Source organism: Burkholderia sp. AU4i (genome assembly GCF_000466765.1).
GTDB classification, from domain to species: Bacteria; Pseudomonadota; Gammaproteobacteria; order Burkholderiales; family Burkholderiaceae; genus Burkholderia; species Burkholderia cepacia.
The window spans coordinates 13,467-30,623 of record NZ_ASSI01000013.1 but is presented as its reverse complement, the minus strand read 5'-3'; the positions used below and the strand labels follow the sequence as shown (position 1 = coordinate 30,623).

General features: G+C 68.8%; 17 protein-coding genes. 10 read left to right on the top strand and 7 right to left on the bottom strand.

Annotation, left to right across the window (positions count from 1 at the left end):
- The first annotated feature begins 60 nt into the window (after window positions 1–60).
- From gtdA to L810_RS01875, 8 genes are all read left to right on the top strand, one after another.
- Complete coding sequence (gtdA, locus tag L810_RS01910; RefSeq protein WP_021156662.1) at window positions 61–1,104, top strand: gentisate 1,2-dioxygenase; 1,044 nt, start codon at window positions 61–63, stop codon at window positions 1,102–1,104.
- Window positions 1,105–1,188: 84 nt separating this feature from the next.
- Window positions 1,189–1,887, top strand: coding sequence for a fumarylacetoacetate hydrolase family protein (locus L810_RS01905; RefSeq protein WP_021156661.1), 699 nt, complete (start codon window positions 1,189–1,191; stop codon window positions 1,885–1,887).
- Between the two features lie 25 nt (window positions 1,888–1,912).
- A complete protein-coding gene (maiA, locus tag L810_RS01900) occupies window positions 1,913–2,554 on the top strand; it encodes a maleylacetoacetate isomerase (protein WP_021156660.1) in 642 nt (213 codons plus the stop codon).
- Between the two features lie 19 nt (window positions 2,555–2,573).
- Window positions 2,574–3,782 carry a 3-hydroxybenzoate 6-monooxygenase gene (locus L810_RS01895; RefSeq protein ID WP_021156659.1) on the top strand — a complete coding sequence of 403 codons (1,209 nt, stop codon included), beginning with the start codon at window positions 2,574–2,576 and terminating at the stop codon, window positions 3,780–3,782.
- A gap of 80 nt (window positions 3,783–3,862) precedes the next feature.
- On the top strand, window positions 3,863–5,224 hold the full coding sequence (locus L810_RS01890; protein ID WP_042972839.1) for an MFS transporter: 1,362 nt from the start codon (window positions 3,863–3,865) through the stop codon (window positions 5,222–5,224).
- A gap of 96 nt (window positions 5,225–5,320) precedes the next feature.
- The gene (locus L810_RS01885) at window positions 5,321–5,671 is read left to right on the top strand and encodes an ArsR/SmtB family transcription factor (RefSeq protein ID WP_027791347.1); all 351 of its coding nucleotides are present in this window, start codon (window positions 5,321–5,323) and stop codon (window positions 5,669–5,671) included.
- Window positions 5,661–6,095, top strand: a complete 435-nt coding sequence (locus L810_RS01880) for a YeeE/YedE family protein (RefSeq protein WP_021156656.1) — start codon at window positions 5,661–5,663, stop codon at window positions 6,093–6,095. Before L810_RS01885 ends, L810_RS01880 begins: the two co-directional genes overlap by 11 nt.
- A 1-nt stretch (window position 6,096) precedes the next feature.
- Window positions 6,097–6,519, top strand: a complete 423-nt coding sequence (locus tag L810_RS01875) for a DUF6691 family protein (RefSeq protein WP_021156655.1) — start codon at window positions 6,097–6,099, stop codon at window positions 6,517–6,519.
- A 161-nt stretch (window positions 6,520–6,680) separates the two neighbouring features.
- On the opposite strand, the gene L810_RS01870 is transcribed toward L810_RS01875, so the two are convergent.
- Window positions 6,681–7,031, bottom strand: a complete 351-nt coding sequence (locus L810_RS01870; RefSeq protein WP_021156654.1) for a hypothetical protein — start codon at window positions 7,029–7,031, stop codon at window positions 6,681–6,683.
- Window positions 7,032–7,234: 203 nt separating this feature from the next.
- On the opposite strand from L810_RS01870, the gene L810_RS01865 reads away from it, so the two are divergent.
- On the top strand, window positions 7,235–8,719 hold the full coding sequence (locus L810_RS01865; RefSeq protein WP_021156653.1) for an aminotransferase-like domain-containing protein: 1,485 nt from the start codon (window positions 7,235–7,237) through the stop codon (window positions 8,717–8,719).
- A gap of 81 nt (window positions 8,720–8,800) precedes the next feature.
- Here the strand turns inward: L810_RS01865 and L810_RS01860 are convergent, their stop codons facing one another.
- The 3 genes from L810_RS01860 to L810_RS01850 form a co-directional block, all read right to left on the bottom strand.
- Window positions 8,801–9,076 (bottom strand): hypothetical protein, encoded by a 276-nt coding sequence (locus L810_RS01860; RefSeq protein ID WP_027791352.1) that lies wholly within the window; start codon window positions 9,074–9,076, stop codon window positions 8,801–8,803.
- A 97-nt stretch (window positions 9,077–9,173) separates the two neighbouring features.
- A complete protein-coding gene (locus L810_RS01855; RefSeq protein ID WP_021156651.1) occupies window positions 9,174–10,586 on the bottom strand; it encodes a cytochrome-c peroxidase in 1,413 nt (470 codons plus the stop codon).
- On the bottom strand, window positions 10,583–12,046 hold the full coding sequence (locus L810_RS01850; protein WP_042972833.1) for a metallophosphoesterase family protein: 1,464 nt from the start codon (window positions 12,044–12,046) through the stop codon (window positions 10,583–10,585). Before L810_RS01850 ends, L810_RS01855 begins: the two co-directional genes overlap by 4 nt.
- A 201-nt stretch (window positions 12,047–12,247) precedes the next feature.
- On the opposite strand from L810_RS01850, the gene L810_RS01845 reads away from it, so the two are divergent.
- Window positions 12,248–13,096, top strand: coding sequence for a class I SAM-dependent methyltransferase (locus L810_RS01845; protein WP_021156649.1), 849 nt, complete (start codon window positions 12,248–12,250; stop codon window positions 13,094–13,096).
- Between the two features lie 96 nt (window positions 13,097–13,192).
- On the opposite strand, the gene L810_RS01840 is transcribed toward L810_RS01845, so the two are convergent.
- From L810_RS01840 to L810_RS01830, 3 genes are all read right to left on the bottom strand, one after another.
- Entirely contained in the window at window positions 13,193–13,504 is a 312-nt protein-coding gene (locus tag L810_RS01840; RefSeq protein WP_021156648.1) for a hypothetical protein, read from the bottom strand.
- Between the two features lie 58 nt (window positions 13,505–13,562).
- Window positions 13,563–15,584: a BCCT family transporter gene (locus L810_RS01835; RefSeq protein WP_021156647.1), complete on the bottom strand. Its 2,022-nt coding sequence runs from the start codon at window positions 15,582–15,584 to the stop codon at window positions 13,563–13,565.
- A gap of 319 nt (window positions 15,585–15,903) precedes the next feature.
- Window positions 15,904–17,091: a porin gene (locus tag L810_RS01830; protein ID WP_021156646.1), complete on the bottom strand. Its 1,188-nt coding sequence runs from the start codon at window positions 17,089–17,091 to the stop codon at window positions 15,904–15,906.
- Window positions 17,092–17,157: the final 66 nt, after the last annotated feature.

Here is a 17,157-nt window from a genome sequence, read left to right as displayed (position 1 = left end):
GCAGTACGGTCCCCGACCCGACATAGCGCCGACGCCGATCGGCCGACTCCAGGAGACATCATGACGACCCATCCGGACGCGTCGCGCGCCGCCTACTACGCACGGATCGCCGAGCAACGCCTGGCACCGCTGTGGGAATCGCTGCACAACCTCGTGCCGAAAACCCCGCAGCCGGCCGCGCAGGCCGCGATCTGGAAGTACGCGCAGGTGCGCGACCTCGTGATGCAGGCCGGCAGCGTGATCAGCGCGGAAGAAGCCGTGCGCCGCGTGCTGGTGCTGGAGAACCCCGGGCTGCCCGGCAAGTCGAGCATGACGCCGAGCCTGTACGCGGGGCTGCAGCTGATCCTGCCCGGCGAGATCGCGCCGAGCCACCGGCATACGCAGTCGGCGCTGCGCTTCATCGTCGAAGGGCGCGGCGCGTGGACGGCCGTGAACGGCGAGCGCACGACGATGCATCCGGGCGACTTCATCATCACGCCGTCGTGGGCGTGGCACGACCACGGCAACCCGTCGGAGGAAGCGGGCGGCGAGCCGGTCGTGTGGCTCGACGGGCTCGACATTCCGCTCGTCGCGCACCTCGACGCAGGCTTCGCGGAGAACTACCCGGAAGCCGTGCAGCCCGTGAATCGCCCGGAAGGCGACAGCCTCGCCCGCTTCGGTCACAACATGGTGCCGGTGCGGCATCGCGCGAGCGATCCGACGTCGCCGGTGTTCAGTTATCCGTACGCACGCACCCGCGAGGCGCTCGACGTGCTGTACCGGAACGGCGAACTCGATGCGTGGGACGGCGTGAAGCTGCGTTATGTGAACCCCGCGACGGGCGGCTGGCCGATGCCGACGATCGCCACCTTCATGCAGTTCCTGCCCGCCGGTTTCGACGGCCGCACGTACCGCAGCACCGACGCGACGATCTACTGCGTCGTCGAGGGCAGCGGCACCGCGTTCATCGGCGGCAACGCATTCGAATTCGAGCCGCACGACATCTTCGTCGTGCCGTCGTGGGAGCCGGTGCGGCTGTCGGCGTCGTCCGACAGCGTGCTGTTCAGCTATTCCGACCGGCCCGTGCTGTCCGCGCTGAACCTGCTGCGCGAAGCGCGCGACTGACGCCGGCAGCGTTCAAGGATTCCGTTTTCCGCGCGCCGCTGGCGCGGCGCGACCCCTTCATTCATGTTTACGCTGGAGCCATTGATGACTTTCGTTTTTCCGCCCGAAGCGCCCGTGGCGCTCCCCGTCGCCCGCAGCGATGCCCGGTTTGCGGTACGCCGCGTCTATTGTGTTGGCCGCAACTACGCGGCCCACGCGCGTGAAATGGGCTTCGATCCCGATCGCGAGCCGCCGTTCTTCTTCTGCAAGCCGGCCGATTCGATCGTGCCGGTCGCGTACGGCGAAACGCTCGATCTCGCGTATCCGTCGCAGACGCAGAACTATCACTACGAAGCCGAACTCGTCGCGGTGATCGGCAAGGGCGGGGCGGACATTCCGCTCGAACGCGCGCTCGAACACGTGTGGGGTTACGCGGTCGGCCTCGACATGACGCGTCGCGACCTGCAGATGAAGATGCGCGAAATGGGCCGGCCGTGGGAGATCGGCAAGGCGTTCGACCGCTCGGCGCCGATTGGCCCCGTGCATCCGGCGAGCGACGTCGGCCATTTCGAACAGGGCGGCCTGTGGCTGACCGTCAACGGCACGACGAAGCAGAAAAGCGACGTGTCGCACCTGATCTGGTCGGTCGCGGAAACGGTGGCCGACCTGTCGAAATTCTTCCGCCTCGAACCGGGCGACGTGATCTTCACGGGCACGCCGGAAGGTGTCGGCGCGGTGGTCGCGGGCGACGTGATGAAGGTCGGCGTCGAGCGGCTCGGCGAACTGGCCGTGCGCGTGGTCTGACGCATCTTCCCCGAAAGGCGACATCGTGCAACTGCATAGCTTCTTCAACAGTTCGACCTCCTACCGGGTGCGCATCGCGCTCGCGCTGAAAGGGCTGCCCTACGACACGCTGCCGGTGAACATCCGCACCGGCGAGCATCGCGACGCGGCCTACGTCGCGAATGTGAACCCGTCCGCGGCAGTGCCGGCGCTGGTCGACGGCGATTTCGGTCTCGGCCAGTCGCTCGCGATCGTCGATTACCTCGACCAGATCCAGCCGGCGCCGCGACTGATTCCGCTCGAACTGCGACATCGTGCGCGCGTGCTGGAACTCGCGGCGCTGATCGCCTGCGACATCCATCCGATCAACAACCTGCGCGTGCTGCGCTATCTCGACAGCGAGCTGAAGATCACGCCGCAGCAGAAGACCGCGTGGTACCGGCACTGGGTCGCGGAAGGGATGGCCGGCGTCGAGCGGCTGCTCGCGCGCGCGGACGAGGGCCCGTGGTGCTTCGGCGACGCGCCGACGCTGGCCGACGTGTGCCTCGTGCCGCAGGTCGCGAACGCGCTGCGGATGGATTGCGACCTGAGCGCGTATCCCCGCAGCCTCGCGGTGTACGAATACGCACGGCACGAGCCGGCGTTCGACGCGGCGCAGCCGCAGCGGCAACCGGATTACGTCGCGTAACACGAAGCAGGAGACAAAGATGGGCGAGACACAAGACAACGGCCGGCGCGTGCTGGTGATCGGCGGCGGCATCGGCGGGCTCGCGGCAGCGCTCGCGCTCGCACGCCAGGGCATCCGCGTGAAGCTGCTCGAACAGGCGGAGCAGATCGGAGAGATCGGCGCGGGGATTCAGCTCGCGGCGAACGCGTTCAACGCGCTCGATGCGCTGGGTGTCGGCGAGGCCGCGCGCAGCCGGGCCGTGTTCACCGACTGGCTGCAACTGATGGATGCGGTCGATGCGCGCGAGGTCGCGCGCATCGATACGGGCGCCGCGTACCGCGAGCGCTTCGGCAATCCGTATGCGGTGATTCATCGAGCGGACATTCACCTGTCGATCTACGAGGCGGTCAAGGACCATCCGCTGATCGAGTTCCGGACGAGCACGCAGGTGTGCGGGTTCGAGCAGGACGGCAACGGCGTGACCGTGACCGACCAGCACGGCGAACGTTATCGCGCCGATGCGGTGATCGGCTGCGACGGCGTGAAATCCGCGATCCGCCACGCGCTGATCGGCGATGCGCATCGCGTGACGGGCCACGTCGTGTATCGCGCGGTGGTCGACGTCGACAACATGCCGAAGGATCTGCAGATCAATGCGCCGGTCGTGTGGGCCGGCCCGCATTGCCATCTCGTCCACTATCCGCTGCGCGGCGGGCGGCAGTACAACCTCGTCGTCACGTTCCACAGCCGCGAGCAGGAAACCTGGGACGTGCGCGAGGGCAGCAAGGAAGAGGTGCTGTCGTACTTCGACGGCATTCATCCGCTGCCGAAGCAGATGCTCGACCGGCCGACGTCGTGGAAACGCTGGGCGACCGCGGACCGCGATCCGGTCGAGCGCTGGAGCGAGGGCCGCGCGACGGTGCTCGGCGACGCCGCGCATCCGATGACGCAATACATTGCGCAGGGCGCGTGCCAGGCGCTCGAGGACGCGGTGACGCTCGGTGCGGCCGTCGCTCAGGCCGACGGCGATTTCGAGGCCGCGTTCGCGCTGTACGAACGCGTGCGGATTCCGCGCACCGCGCGCGTGCTGTATTCGGCGCGCGAGATGGGGCGGGTCTATCACGCGAAGGGCGTCGAGCGGCTGGTGCGCAACGGGCTCTGGGTCGGCCGTACGCAGGCGCAGTTCTACGACGCGCTCGACTGGCTGCACGGCTGGCGCGCGGAGGACTGCCTGACGCCGGCTGCGTGACGCAGCTCGACGAGCCCGATTCCGGCGGCGCGCAATTCAACGACACGACGCGCGACCGCCTTCCTGGAGGAGACATCACCATGACCGATACGCTGTCCATCGACGTCAGCGAATGGATCGACCGGCATCGCGTTGCGCCTTTTCAGGCCGCGATCGTCGTCCTGTGCTTCCTGATCGTCGCGATCGACGGTTTCGATACCGCTTCGATCGGTTTCATCGCCCCCGTCATTCGCGCGGAATGGGGCCTGTCGCCCGCGCAGCTCGCCCCGGTGTTCGGCGCGGGGCTCGCGGGGCTGATGGCCGGCGCGCTCGTGTTCGGGCCGTTCGGCGACCGGTTCGGCCGCAAGCGCCTGCTGCTCGCATGCGTCGCGTGCTTCGGCATCGCGAGTGCCGCGTCGGCGAGCGCGGGCGGCCTGACCGAGCTGATCGCGTGGCGTTTCGTGACCGGGCTCGGGCTCGGCGGCGCGATGCCCAATGCGATCACGCTGACGTCCGAGTACTGCCCGGCCCGGCGCCGTTCGCTGCTGGTGACGACGATGTTCTGCGGCTTCACGATCGGCTCCGCGCTCGGCGGGCTCGCGGCCGCTGCGCTGATCGAGCACCACGGCTGGCGTGCGGTGCTCGTCGTCGGCGGCGCGGCGCCGCTGCTGCTCCTGCCGGTGCTTGCGTGGCGGCTGCCGGAATCGGTGCGCTATATGGTCAATCGACACGCACCTTCCGCGCGGATCGCAGCGATGCTGGGCCGCATTGCGCCGGATCCCCGGCTTGCGAACGCGTCGTTCACCGCGCCCGCCGGCAAGCCGGCCGGATCGCCGCTTGGCCGCCTGTTCGGCCCCGACCTGTTGCGCGGCACGCTGCTGCTGTGGCTCACGTTCTTCATGAGCCTGCTGGTCATCTACCTGCTGTCCAGCTGGCTGCCGACGCTGCTGCGCACGACCGGCGCGACGCTGCGGACGGCCGCGCACGTGACCGCGATGTTCCAGGTCGGCGGCACGCTCGGCGCGATCGTCCTCGGCTGGCTGATGGACCGTTTCGACCCGCATCGCGTCCTGGCCTGCAGCTACGCGGCGGCCGGCGTGTTCGTCGCGGCGATCGGTGTGGTTGCCGCGTCGCCGTGGGGCGCCGCGCTCGCCGTGTTCGCGGCCGGTTTCTGCGTGTCGGGTTCACAGGTCGGCGCGAATGCGCTGTCGGCCGCGTTCTATCCGACCGAGTGCCGCACCACCGGTGTGAGTTGGGCGAACGGGATCGGCCGTGGCGGCTCGGTCGTCGGATCGATGGCGGGCGGGGCGATGCTGGCGATGGGCGTGCCGTTGTCGACCGCGTTTGGGGTCGTCGCGGCGCCGTGCGTGATCGCCGCGATCGCGGTGCTCGCGCTCGGCGCGGTTCGTGCCGGTGCGGCGCGCGTGCCCGCCGCGAAGACGATGGCGGGCGAGCGGGCCTGAGTGAAGGAGGGCGCAAGGCCGCTCGTCGGCAGACAGGGAGATGCAACATTATATAAATCAATATAATATTGATTTTTTAATTGTCTCCCAGTGCCGATGAACGACGATCTTTCCGCCGGGTTTCCGGAACCCGACCAGATGCGCGCGGCCGCCGAATCGGCCTGCGCGCTGCTCAAGGTGCTGTCGAATCCCGACCGGTTGATGCTGCTCTGCGAGCTGTCCCAGGGTGAGCGCTGCGTGAGCGATCTCGAGGCAGCGCTGGACATCCGTCAGCCGACGCTGTCCCAGCAGCTCGGCGTGTTGCGCGACAACGCGCTGGTCCGCACGCGCCGCGACGGCAAGAACATCCACTACTCGCTCGACAGCCCCGCCGCGATCGCGGTGATGGGCGTGCTGTACGAACAGTTCTGCGGCCCGGCCGCGAAGGGGCGGCGCGATGCAGCTTGATGCGCTTCATTTCACGCCGTGGCTGTCGCTGGCCGGCGGCGTGCTGATCGGGCTTGCCGCCGCGTGGCTCGTCGCGTTCAACGGCCGGATTGCGGGCATCAGCGGCATCGTCGGCGGCTTGCTCACGGCACGCGCCGGCGAGCGCGGCTGGCGTGCCGCGTTCGTCGCCGGGCTGGTCGCGGCACCGCTTGCGATGCGCGTCGCAGGGAACAGCCTGACGCCGCAGGTCGATGCGGGCTGGTTCGAACTGGTGGCGGCCGGGCTGCTGGTCGGAATCGGCACGCGGTACGCGGGAGGCTGCACGAGCGGCCACGGCGTGTGCGGGATGTCGCGCGGCGCGCTGCGTTCGGTGGTCGCGACGGCGGTCTTCATGGTCGCGGGCTTCGCGACCGTATTCGTGCGACGGCACGTGCTGGGAGGCTGACATGCAGGCAGGATTCGCGTTTCTGGCGGGGCTGCTGTTCGGCATCGGCCTCATCGTGTCGGGCATGGCCAATCCGCAGAAGGTGCTCGGCTTTCTCGACCTGGCGGGCCGCTGGGATCCATCGCTCGCGTTCGTGATGGCCGGCGCCACCGGGGTGGCCGTGTTCGCGTTCGCATGGGCGAAGCGCCGGACGCGGTCATGGCTCGGCCTGCCGATGCAGTTGCCGGCCCTGCGGGCGATCACCGTGCGCCTGGTTGCCGGAAGTGCCGTGTTCGGCATCGGCTGGGGGATCGCCGGGTTCTGCCCGGGGCCCGCGATCGTGTCGATCGGCTTCGGGTCGGCGAAGGGGATCGCGTTCGTCGTCGCGATGCTGGCCGGGATGGCGATCTTCGAGTGGTTCGAACGGCGCAGAAGCGTGCGGTGATGCGGTGACCGCCGCATGCCGGAGGCGCGCTGCGGCGGTTGCGCCGGTGGTCAAGGTCGGTCGATCCGCATGAGCACGGCCCCACCGGATCGCGCCGGATTTCCATCGGCTGATGCGGCGCGGCGTGACGCTCCTCCATGACGCCACGGCAAGTTTCCATTTCACGAATGCTCGTGTACACGATGGCCGCCGCGCATCCTCCCGGACAACCGGCGCAGGATCGCGCGCCATGCCACGAGCCAGCCGCTCCGGCTTGCCGGTTCCACGACGGCCATGCTGACCGCGCCCGCGCCACCGGCCGACAGCGCCACGTGGCCGGCTGTCTCGAGCGTCAGGCATTCCCCTTCGCCGAGCAAGCGGCGGATGTGCTGTGGCGCGTCGGGCAGCCAGTCGAGCCCGCCGTGGCGCAGCGTGACCGCAAGCGCGCCGTCCAGCACGATCACCTGACTGCCCTTGTCGAACCACGCAAAGTGGCTTTGCCCGGCGTCGAGCCGGATGTGATGCGTTCGCATGGCGATTCCCTTTCGCGATTGCGCGGCCTCGCGACGGCGAGGCGACAGCGTGCAGTCAGGTTAGGGAAACGGGCACCGGCACGACAGATTCAGGGGACGGGAATCTGTTGCGGTGCAGATGACGATTTTGCGCCGCTGTATCGGTGGGTTTCCCTGGAATCTGTATCTGGCGTGCCATCGGCCGCGCGGGCACGATCGCCTGCATGACGCCTTTCACCGATTCATCCCGCCCACCGTTGCCGATGGACGGCGAGCCGCTTTACGAACGGCTCGCCGAGCATTACCGCCGCATCATCTCGGCCGGCACGCTGTCGCCCGGCGACCGGATGCCGTCGGTGCGGGCGTTCATGGCACAGCACGGCGTGAGTCTGTCGACCGCGATTCAGGCGTTCCGGCGGCTCGAGGATACGGGCTGGTGCGAGGCGAAGCCGCGCTCCGGCTACTTCGTGCGGCGCCGCGCGGCAGTCGCGCTCGAAACGCTGCCGGAAAGCGACGGGCCGCCGCTGAGCGTCGAGCCGCCGTTCGCGGGGCTGCACGAGCGCGTGTCGCGTGTGATCGACCGCGCCAACGCGACACCCGATGCGCTGAATCTCGGCGGAGCGTCCGCGCTGGCCACGCTGTATCCGGCCGAGCGCCTGCAGGCGCTCGCGATCCGGTTGTTGCGGCGCAAGCCCACCTTGCTGACCGATGCGGGGCCCGTCGGCGGTTCGCCCGAGTTCCGGCAGACGATGGCCAAGCGCGCGTTGTCTTACGGCGTGACGTTGACGCCGGACGACGTGATGTCGACGAGCGGCGGCGTCGATGCGGTGAATCTCGCGTTGCGTGCGGTCGCGCGCCCCGGCGACACGATCGCGATCGAATCGCCAGCGTTCTTCGGCCTGATCCAGTTGCTCGAAAGCCTCGGCTTGCGCGCACTCGAAATCCCGGCCAGCCCGACGACCGGCCTGTCGATCGAGGCGCTCGAAGTGGCGCTGACCGCGTATCCGGACATTCGCGCCGTGGTGGTCGTGCCGAACCTGCAGAACCCGCTCGGCTGTGTGATGCCCGACGGGCGCAAGGCCGCGCTCGTCTCGCTCTGTTCGCGCCACGGCGTGGCCGTGATCGAGGACGAGCCTTATCGCGAACTCGTCGAGGCGCCGCAATCGGTCAAGCCGGTCAAGGCATGGGATCGCGACGGCACGGTGATTTACTGCCCGTCGTTCAACAAGGTGCTGGCCCCCGGGATGCGGCTCGGCTGGATAAGCGCGGGGCGCTGGCACGCGCGCGTGAAGATGCTGAAATTCGCGCACAGCCGGCACAACGCCGCGTTGTTGCAGGCCGTTGCGGCCGAATTCGTCGGTTCGGGCGCGTTCGATCGACATCTGCGCCAGTTCCGCGAACAGTTGCGCGTGCAGCGCGACGTAACGATCGACGCGATCGCACGGCATTTCCCGGCCGGAACCCGGATGAACCGGCCGCCGGGCGGGATGCTGCTGTGGATCGCGTTGCCGGACGGCGTGCGCTCCGAGGCGCTGTTCGATGCCGCGCTGGCGCACGGGGTCAGGATCGCGCCCGGGGCGATCTTCTCGAACTCCGACCGCTTCGACGGCTATATCCGGCTTGCTTGCACGCGCGTGTTCGATGCAGCGCACGAAGCGGCGTTCGAAACGCTCGGCCGCCTCGTACGGGAAGCCATGGCGGCCAGATAAGCGCGGTGGCCGCCGGCCGGGCTTGCGAAACCGCCATTGCACTGGTCTTCCGGGCCATCGACGCGGCCAGCCGCCGCCATTTCATCGGCTGGCCGAGTGTGTGGCGAGGTGCTGGCGGATCAGCGACAGGTAACGATCGCCGACCGAGAAATCGCGCGCGGCGCGCGGCCGTTCGGCCTGGCGCAGCGTGGCCGGTGCGCTCATGCCCAGGTAACGGCAAACGGCGGACGGGAAGGGCTTGCGCGTATGCCCGAGCTGGCGAGCCGCGCGCTCGACGCGGGCGTCGCCGACCTGGGCGCGGAGCCATGCCAGCACTTGGCGATCGGCGTCGTTGACGATACGAACTAGTTGTTCCATCACGCACCTCACTGTTCATAAATACAGTACTGTAAATATAACCAGTGTTTGGGGCGACCGCAAGCGGGTGCGTATGCGGCTGGCCGTTCGGCCAGGATCAGCGAGCCGGCGCGGCGGTGCGTGTGACCCGGGTAACAGCGGCCGCAGGGGCGACCGGGGCAGCGGGAGCCGCGGAGGCGATGCCCTCCGTATAGCGCGCGTCGGTCAGCGTGCCGAGGAACGCGACGATGTCGTCGATCTCCGCGTCGGTCAGCGCGGGCGGCGTGCCGGGCCGGCGGTTCATCGGCGTCGAGTTGACGTTGATGTTGCCGCGATAGGCGGCCGGCACATCGTCGAACGTTCCGGCCCCGTGATACCAGAAGCCCGGGTCGGTCGAGCGCGTGTTGTAGAACGCGACCGCGTCGCGCAGCGTCGTGAACACGCCGTTGTGCATGAACGTCTGCTTGAGCGCGACGTTGCGCAGCCCCGGTGTGCGCAGGTAGCCGCACCATTGCGTCGGCTCGGGCCAGCGCAGCCGCCGGGCGGTGTCGCACAGCCCGTTGTCGAAATGACGCGGATCGCGGTTCGCCGGCAGCGCGCGGTTGCGCGGCACCGCGATCGCGTCGTAGCCGAAATCGGTGAAGAGCGAACGTTCCGGTCGGCTCGACGTCTCCGACAGCGTGTGGCAGCTCATGCAGTTGCCCTTGTCCGGATTCCGGAACAGCGCGAGGCCGCGCATCTCGGCCGGCGCGAGCGGCTTGCGCGAGCGCAGGAACGCGTCGAAACGCGACGTGAACGGCGCCATCTCGTCGCTCTGCAGATAGGCCTCGACGGCCAGGCCCAGCGCCCGCACCAGTTGCCCGGGATCGCGCCGCACCGACGCGCCGAAGCGCGCGGCGAGATCGGGCGCGAGTTCGGTCGCGTCGACCTTGCGCAGCAGCGCGGCCGGCGACCGGTTGTTCATCTCGTTCGGATCGAACAGCGGCCCGCGGATCTGCTCGGCGAGCGTATCCGCGCGGCCGTCGCTGAACAGGCCGCCGAACGGCGACGGTGCGGGCGCGTCGTCGTCCTGGTAGAAGTGGCGGCGCGGCACGTAGCGCACATAGAGCAGCGACGGCGCGTTGCGCCGGCTGAAACGCCCGGGACGGCTGCCTTCCGGCACACCGGGCCCCGCGAGCGAGGCGGCCGACAGCGTCGGCGCGAACGCGTGGCCCGGGTCGTGGCAGCCCGCGCACGACATGCCGCGCGGCTCGGACAGCCGTGAATCGAAGAAGATCCGGCGGCCGAGCGCGACGAGTGTCGGGTCGGGGGCGAAGCGCGCGGTCGCCGCATCGATCTTGCCCGTCACCTGCGGCGTGCCGTTGCCGATCGTGTCGACGACTCGCGACGGCGGCGCACCGGGAAGCAGGACGGTTTCGGCCGGCGCGGCGTGCGCCGCGAGCGTCAGGCCCGCGAGCACGGCAGCGGCCAGCGTGCGCAGCGCTTGCCGGCCGCGCGCATGGCGGCCGTCACATCGAACTCCTTCACTCACGGCGCGATGAACCCTGTCTTGTCGCAGGCGAGCGTCGTGCCCGACTGGTTGCACGACGCGAGCAGCTTGCCGGCCGCCGAATACGCGTGGAAGACCCAGCCGGTCGCCGGGGCGGCGCGGCGTTCCATGATCAGGAAGCCGAAGCTGTTGTTGTGCGACAGCCGCTCGATCACGGCGCCCGGTGCCGGTGTCAGGCCGGCCGGGAACGGGTCGGGCAGCGCGACGTCGAGGTTGTCGCCGCCGTTGCCGGACACGATCGTCGCCGGGTGCCCGGACGAGAAGTTAATCGCCTGGAAATCATGCACGTGCCCGTGCAGTGCCACGTGCACGCCGGGCGGGTAGTACGCCTGGGCGTTGAGGCTCGCCATCACCGACTGCAGCGCGAGGTTGCCCGGCGCGGGCGTGCTGCCGGCGATCGGCGCGAACGCGAGGATCGGATGGTGGTTCGTGAAGATCGTCGTCGTCATGCCGGCCTTCGACGCGAGTGCGGCGACCGTCTGGAACTGCTTCTGGTAGATGCCGAACTGCGCGTCGGTCGTCTTGAGCGGCGTGCGGCCGACCTTCGCGGTGTCGAACACGATCACCTGCGAGCCGCCGCCGAGCGATACCGCATAGGGTTCAGAATAGTTCGCGTTGTTGTCGTTGGCCGGATCGTCGCACGAGCGCGCGGCCGAATACGGGCGCGGATCGAGGAAGCGGAACCAGCCCTGGCCCGCGCGCGCGCATTCCTCGTGGTTGCCGCGCACGACGACCCATGGGGCCTTCGCGAGCAACGGTGCGGCCGGGCGGAACAGGTCGGCCTGCCACGTATCCCAGCCGTAGCCCCACGGGCTGTCCTTGCAGCCGGCGATGTCCGGCGGGCATGCGTTTTCGCGGTAGTGGTAGTCGCCGATGTGCATCACCAGGTCGGGCGACAGCTTCGCGACGCTGGCCGCGATCGTGTCGAGCGGCCAGACCGTCGCGTCGTTGCACGCCTGCCATGCGTTGTCGGCTTTCTTCATGCGGCAGCCGGTGTCGGCGATGATCGCGATACGTTGCGGCTGCGCCTTCGGCAGCGGCAGCGTGTGGCCCGCGACGCTCGCCGCCTGCGCACCGGCCGGCAGCGTTGCCTCGCAGACGGACACCGGAAAGCTCGACGGCTTCGAATCGGACGGATCGCTGGCGGTCGGCCGCTGGGCGATGGTCGCGGCCCCCGCGCGCAGGGACATGCGCGACAGCTTGCCGTCGACGCTCAGTTGCGGGCACAACGGATCGCCGGTTGAAGCGGGGGTGTAGTTCGTGATGACGCGCGCGATCGCCTGGTTCGTATCGCCGATCTCGACCCATGCGGCCTGGACGTTGACCGACGCACTCGCCGGATCGTCCGGCGAATCGATGTGGTTCGAGCACGCGGACAGCACGGCGAAAGCAACAAGGGGAGCGCAGCGGACGAGCAGCGCGCGCGGGAGGAGTCGTCGCATGGGAGGCACCGTGGGAAAGTCGTCAACGATACGCAGCGCGAATGTAAGAAATGTGAAAACTACGGCGCGTAACGAGAACTCGCACGCCGGCAGGGCGTCGCCGTTGCGGCGGCAGGTCGCAGCCGGGAGGGGCTTGACTTCAAGCCGGCTTGAAGCAGCAGAGTGCGAGGCACGATCAATGAACCAGAAGGGGAATCGACGATGGAAACCAGACGGCCCAATGACGAACAATCCGCGCTTTGGAACGGCCCGTCGGGCCGCGCCTGGGTCGAGACACAGGCGCTGATCGACCGGATGTTCGAGCCGTTGGAGCGGTTGCTCGTGGAGGCGGTTGCCACGTCGTCCGCGCGCAGCGTGCTCGATGTCGGCTGCGGCACGGGCGCGGTCACGGTTGCGATCGCGCGGCGGCTCGGCGCGCATGCGCAATGCACGGGCATCGATATCTCGGCGCGGATGATCGACGCTGCGCAGGCGCGTGCCGAACGCAGCGGCGTCCACGCCCGCTTCGTGCGTGCCGATGTGCAGACGCACGCGTTCGAGCCCGCGAGCGTCGACCTGATCGTGTCGCGCCTCGGCGTGATGTTCTTCGACGATCCGGTTCGCGCGTTCGCGAATCTGCGCCATGCGGCGCGGCCGGATGCGCGGATGCGGTTCGTCGCATGGCGCAGCGCGGCAGACAATCCGTTCATGACGATCGCCGAGCGGGCCGCGGCGCCGTTGCTGCCGAACCTGCCCGCACGGCGGCCCGGCGCGCCGGGGCAGTTCGGGTTCGGCGACCGGCAGCGGATCGCGTCGGTGCTGGCGGACAGCGGTTGGGCGGACGTGGCGATCGAGCCGGTCGAACTGGCATGCGCGCTACCCGCGTCCGCGCTGGACGACTACATCACCCGGCTGGGCCCGGTCGGGCTGGCGTTGCTGGAAGTGGACGACGCAACGCGGCGGCGCGTGGTCGACACGATGCGCGCCGCGTTCGAGCCTTACGTCGACGGCGCGGATGTGCGCTTCGACGCGGCTTGCTGGCTCGTGACGGCGCGTGCACCGTCCGCGTGACGCGCGGCGGCAAGGAAGCGGATCGGGGAAGGGGCGGCCACGTCCCGCGCGTCGTCGTTCGCGCGGGACGTGGCCGGGCCGCACGACATACGCGCGTCAGCGTCGCCGCGCGCGCAGCATCAGCCACGCGCAACCGCCGGCGACCAATGCGAGACCGAGCAGGACGGCCTCGACACCGAGCGCGAACCCGGGCGGCATGTCCCCGGTGTCCGGCATCGGCGACAGGTTGATGCCCATCGCGACGGCGCCGCCGGCGAGCAGCGCCGCGCAGACGATCCAGTAGACCTTGCCGCGCGGCGCCGCGGCGCGGATCCGCCACAGTGCGATGCCGGCTCCACCGAGATAGAGCACGGCGAGCGTGCCGAGCGCGATGACGTCGGAGGCGCGGCTTTGCAGGAGCCCGGTCATCGTGCGGCTCCGTCGGGCATGGCAGGTCGCCGCGGCGCAGTAAAGACGGCGGGCAGGTTCATTCGGCCTCCGTCGCATGCCCCGGCGCGCGGCTCAGCAGATGCGTGCGCTTGTCGGCCGCGAGCGACACGTAGCGTTCGTACTGGCGCAACACGTCGGCAATCACTTCGTCGCCGCGCAGGTATTCGACGTCGTAGCCGAGCCGCCCGTCCTCGAAGAACGTGACGATCCCGTACACGTGAGCTCGTGCCGCTTCCGGCCCGGCCGTCTCGCGCACGAGGAACGCGGCCGCGGATTTCACCGTCACGCGCACGCCGTACACGAAATCGCGGTGGTCGGCGGTCGGCACGGTGAGGCGCACGGCGTCGTCGCTGTCGCGCTGCACGTGCGCATCGACGCCGCCTGCGCGCAACTCGTCGGCGACTTTGCGCAACGCCGGCTCGACCGTTTCGGCGACGAACTGGCGTGCTTCGGCTTCGGTCGTCTGCCGCAGGATGTGCGTCAGGCGGTGACGCCAGTGCTGGCCGGTCCAGAAGCTCGTCGCGGGCGCGACGTCCTGCGAATAGTGCACGCGGTCGGCCGCGAGCCCGCGCCACAGCCCGTAGCAGAGCGCGATCATGATGATCGCTACCGGCAGCGCGGCGATCAGCGTCATCGCCTGCAATGCGCCGAGCCCGCCGGCGACGAGCAGCACCGCGGCCGTCACGCCGAGCAGCAACGCCCAGAACAGCCGTTGCCAGACGGGCGAGTGCGCGTGGCCGCGCGTCGCGATCTGGTCGATCACGAACGCGCCCGAGTCGGCGGACGTGACGAAGAACACCGCGATCAGCACGATCGCGGCGATCGACAGCAGTTGCGACAGCGGCAGGAAATCGAAGAAGCGGAACAGCAGCGCGTCGACATTGGTGGCCGTCTGCGCGAGCGCGCCGGCCGCGCCATGCGTATCGAGCCAGATCGCGCTGTTGCCGAACACGGTCATCCACACGAGGTTGAACGCGGTCGGCACGAGCAGCACGCCGATCACGAACTGGCGGATCGTGCGGCCGCGCGAGATGCGTGCGATGAACATGCCGACGAACGGCGACCACGACACCCACCATGCCCAGTAGAGGATCGTCCAGCCGCCGAACCAGCCTTCCTCGCGCGGCGACGCATACGCGTACGTGCGGAACGACAGGTCGACGAGGCTCGACAGATACTGGCCGATGTTGTCGCCGAGCGCGCGCAACAGGAACGCCGTCGGGCCCGTGACGGCGACGAACGCGAGCAGCAGGAACGCGAGCAGCAGGTTCAGTTCGGATAGTCGACGCACACCCTTGTCGAGGCCGCTCGCGGCCGACAGCCCCGCGAGGATCACGACGAGCGCGACGAGCCCGATGCGAAACGCATTGCTGCCCGTATCCCAGCCGGCGACGGTATGCAGGCCCGCGCTGATCTGCATGACTCCGTAGCCGAGCGTCGTCGCGATGCCGGCGACCGTGCCGACCAGCGCGAATGCGTCGACCGTGTGGCCGATCCAGCCGTTGATACGCTCGCGCAGCACCGGATACAGCCCCGAGCGGAGCGTCAGCGGCAGGTTGTAGCGGAAGCCGAAGTACGCGAGCACGAGCCCCATCAGTCCGTAGATCGCCCACGCGTGGAAGCCCCAGTGAAAGAAGGTCATCAGCATCGCCTCGCGGGCGGCGGCGGGCGTGCCGGGGTCGACGGTCGGCGGCTTCAGGAAGTGCTGCATCGGCTCGCCGACGCCGAAGTACATGAGGCCGATGCCCATGCCGGCCGCGAACAGCATCGCCGTCCACGACACGAAGCTGAATTCGGGTTCGGCATCGTCGGGGCCGAGCCGGATGTTGCCGAAATCGCTCGCGGCGATCAGCACGAGAAACACGAGGAAGCCGGTGACGGCGAGCACGTAGAACCAGTCGAAGCGCGCGACGACCCATTGCTGGCCGGCGGAGAACAGCGCGCCGGCTTCGCTCGGGAGCAGCGCACACACGACGAGCAGTGCGCCGATGACTGCGAGCGCGGGCAGGACGACCTGCGGCTTGAATGTCGTGCGGGGCGAGGGGCGGGAATCTGGCATGGCTGGCATCCAGTTGTGGGCGCAACGAGGCGCGACGCCGCCCGGCGCGCGTGTCGCGCGTCGGACCCTGATACGGCGTGCGTCGAGTGTACCGCGGTGTCAGGACTGCAAGAAGGGGTATGCAGGATGGGTGAACCTGACGAATTGTAAGGTATCGAGGGGATCGAGAAAACCCGTGCAGTTTGCGCGGTGCGCGGACGGGGTGCTGAAAACGCCCCGCGGCGGCCGCGTATCGGATGCCCGGACAGCACGCGAGGCATCGGCGAAATACGTGTCGCCCGGGGCAGGGGCAGCGCGCCGAAGGCGCTGCCGCGATGGCTCAGAACGTGACGGCGATGCCGGCCATGCCGACGAACTGGCCGTGCGTCGTCGAAGGCGTGAGCTGCTGCGAATCGCCGACGATCGGCGCCGCGTCGATCACGTGGCCGGCACCTTGCGCACCGAGCGTCCGGCCGCTCGAATGCGTGTACGCCTGCAGCGCATAGAGCGTCGTGCGCTTCGACAGGCTGTACGACTCCTTCAGCGAATACTGCTGGTAGCGGGCCGCGCTGTCGATGCCGTTCGCCTTCGACGCGAGCGTGTACGCGAACGCGCCGGCCACCGAGAATGCCGGCGTGAAACGGTATGCGGCGAGCGCGCCGTAGGTGTTGAACACGGCCGTGTCCGTGAACGCGGAGCCGTTGCCGGGCAGATACTTCACGTTCGAATAGTTCACGCCCATCGTCAGGTTGCCGAGCGTATAGTTGCCGGCCGCCGCGACCTGCTCGACGGCCTTCGCGGTCAGGTAACCCTGGTTCAGCACGGACACCGCGAAGCTGCCCGACGCGGCGGTCGCCGGATTCAGGAAGCCTGCCGACGAGCCCGAGCTGTTGATGCGCAGGTAGCCGGCCGCGACGCCGATCGGCCCGTTCGCATAACGCAGTGCGGCGCTGAACGTGTTGCCCTTGCCGGTCGCGCCGGCAATGCCGCCGAATGCGTACATCGCGCTCGCGGTCAGTCCGGCGAAGGTCGGCGACGTATAAGTAACCGAATTGTTCACGCGGATCGTCGTGTCGAGGCCGTCGATGTCGCCCGGGTGCGCGCCCGTCGCACCGGTCAGCCAGCTGCTCGATGCATACGGGCCGACGAACAGGAAGTAGGGCGTGTACTGGCGGCCGGCCGTCATCGTGCCGTAGCGATCGTTGCGCAGGCCGACGAAGGCCTGGCGATTGAATATCAGGCCGGCGGCGGATTGCGCGCCGTTGTTCAGGTTGAAGCCGGACTGCAGGTCGAAGATCGCATGCGTGCCGCCGCCCAGATCCTCGTCGCCGCGCAGCCCGAACTTCGACGCATACAGGTTGCCGTCGCGCATGTAGAGGTTCGAATGGCCCTGCTGGTTGTTCACGTACGCGAGCGAATCATCGACGACGCCGTACAGCGTTACGCTGCTCTGCGCATGGGCAGCGGTCGCGCCGAGCGACGCGGTCGACAAAATCAGGATTGCATAGCAGTTGACGGGTGCTTTCATTGTCGATCTCCAGGTCTCTTCATCTTTTCAAGGTGGGCGGGAGGCTCGGTCGCCTCCTCTGCAGCG

Coding starts and splice junctions, on each gene's coding strand:
- gtdA (WP_021156662.1), top strand. CDS start 61: ATGACGACCCATCCGGACGCGTCGCGCGCCGCCTACTACGCACGGATC.
- L810_RS01905 (WP_021156661.1), top strand. CDS start 1,189: ATGACTTTCGTTTTTCCGCCCGAAGCGCCCGTGGCGCTCCCCGTCGCC.
- L810_RS01895 (WP_021156659.1), top strand. CDS start 2,574: ATGGGCGAGACACAAGACAACGGCCGGCGCGTGCTGGTGATCGGCGGC.
- L810_RS01890 (WP_042972839.1), top strand. CDS start 3,863: ATGACCGATACGCTGTCCATCGACGTCAGCGAATGGATCGACCGGCAT.
- L810_RS01885 (WP_027791347.1), top strand. CDS start 5,321: ATGAACGACGATCTTTCCGCCGGGTTTCCGGAACCCGACCAGATGCGC.
- L810_RS01880 (WP_021156656.1), top strand. CDS start 5,661: ATGCAGCTTGATGCGCTTCATTTCACGCCGTGGCTGTCGCTGGCCGGC.
- L810_RS01875 (WP_021156655.1), top strand. CDS start 6,097: ATGCAGGCAGGATTCGCGTTTCTGGCGGGGCTGCTGTTCGGCATCGGC.
- L810_RS01870 (WP_021156654.1), bottom strand. CDS start 7,031: ATGCGAACGCATCACATCCGGCTCGACGCCGGGCAAAGCCACTTTGCG.
- L810_RS01865 (WP_021156653.1), top strand. CDS start 7,235: ATGACGCCTTTCACCGATTCATCCCGCCCACCGTTGCCGATGGACGGC.
- L810_RS01860 (WP_027791352.1), bottom strand. CDS start 9,076: ATGGAACAACTAGTTCGTATCGTCAACGACGCCGATCGCCAAGTGCTG.
- L810_RS01850 (WP_042972833.1), bottom strand. CDS start 12,046: ATGCGACGACTCCTCCCGCGCGCGCTGCTCGTCCGCTGCGCTCCCCTT.
- L810_RS01845 (WP_021156649.1), top strand. CDS start 12,248: ATGGAAACCAGACGGCCCAATGACGAACAATCCGCGCTTTGGAACGGC.
- L810_RS01840 (WP_021156648.1), bottom strand. CDS start 13,504: ATGACCGGGCTCCTGCAAAGCCGCGCCTCCGACGTCATCGCGCTCGGC.
- L810_RS01835 (WP_021156647.1), bottom strand. CDS start 15,584: ATGCCAGATTCCCGCCCCTCGCCCCGCACGACATTCAAGCCGCAGGTC.
- L810_RS01830 (WP_021156646.1), bottom strand. CDS start 17,091: ATGAAAGCACCCGTCAACTGCTATGCAATCCTGATTTTGTCGACCGCG.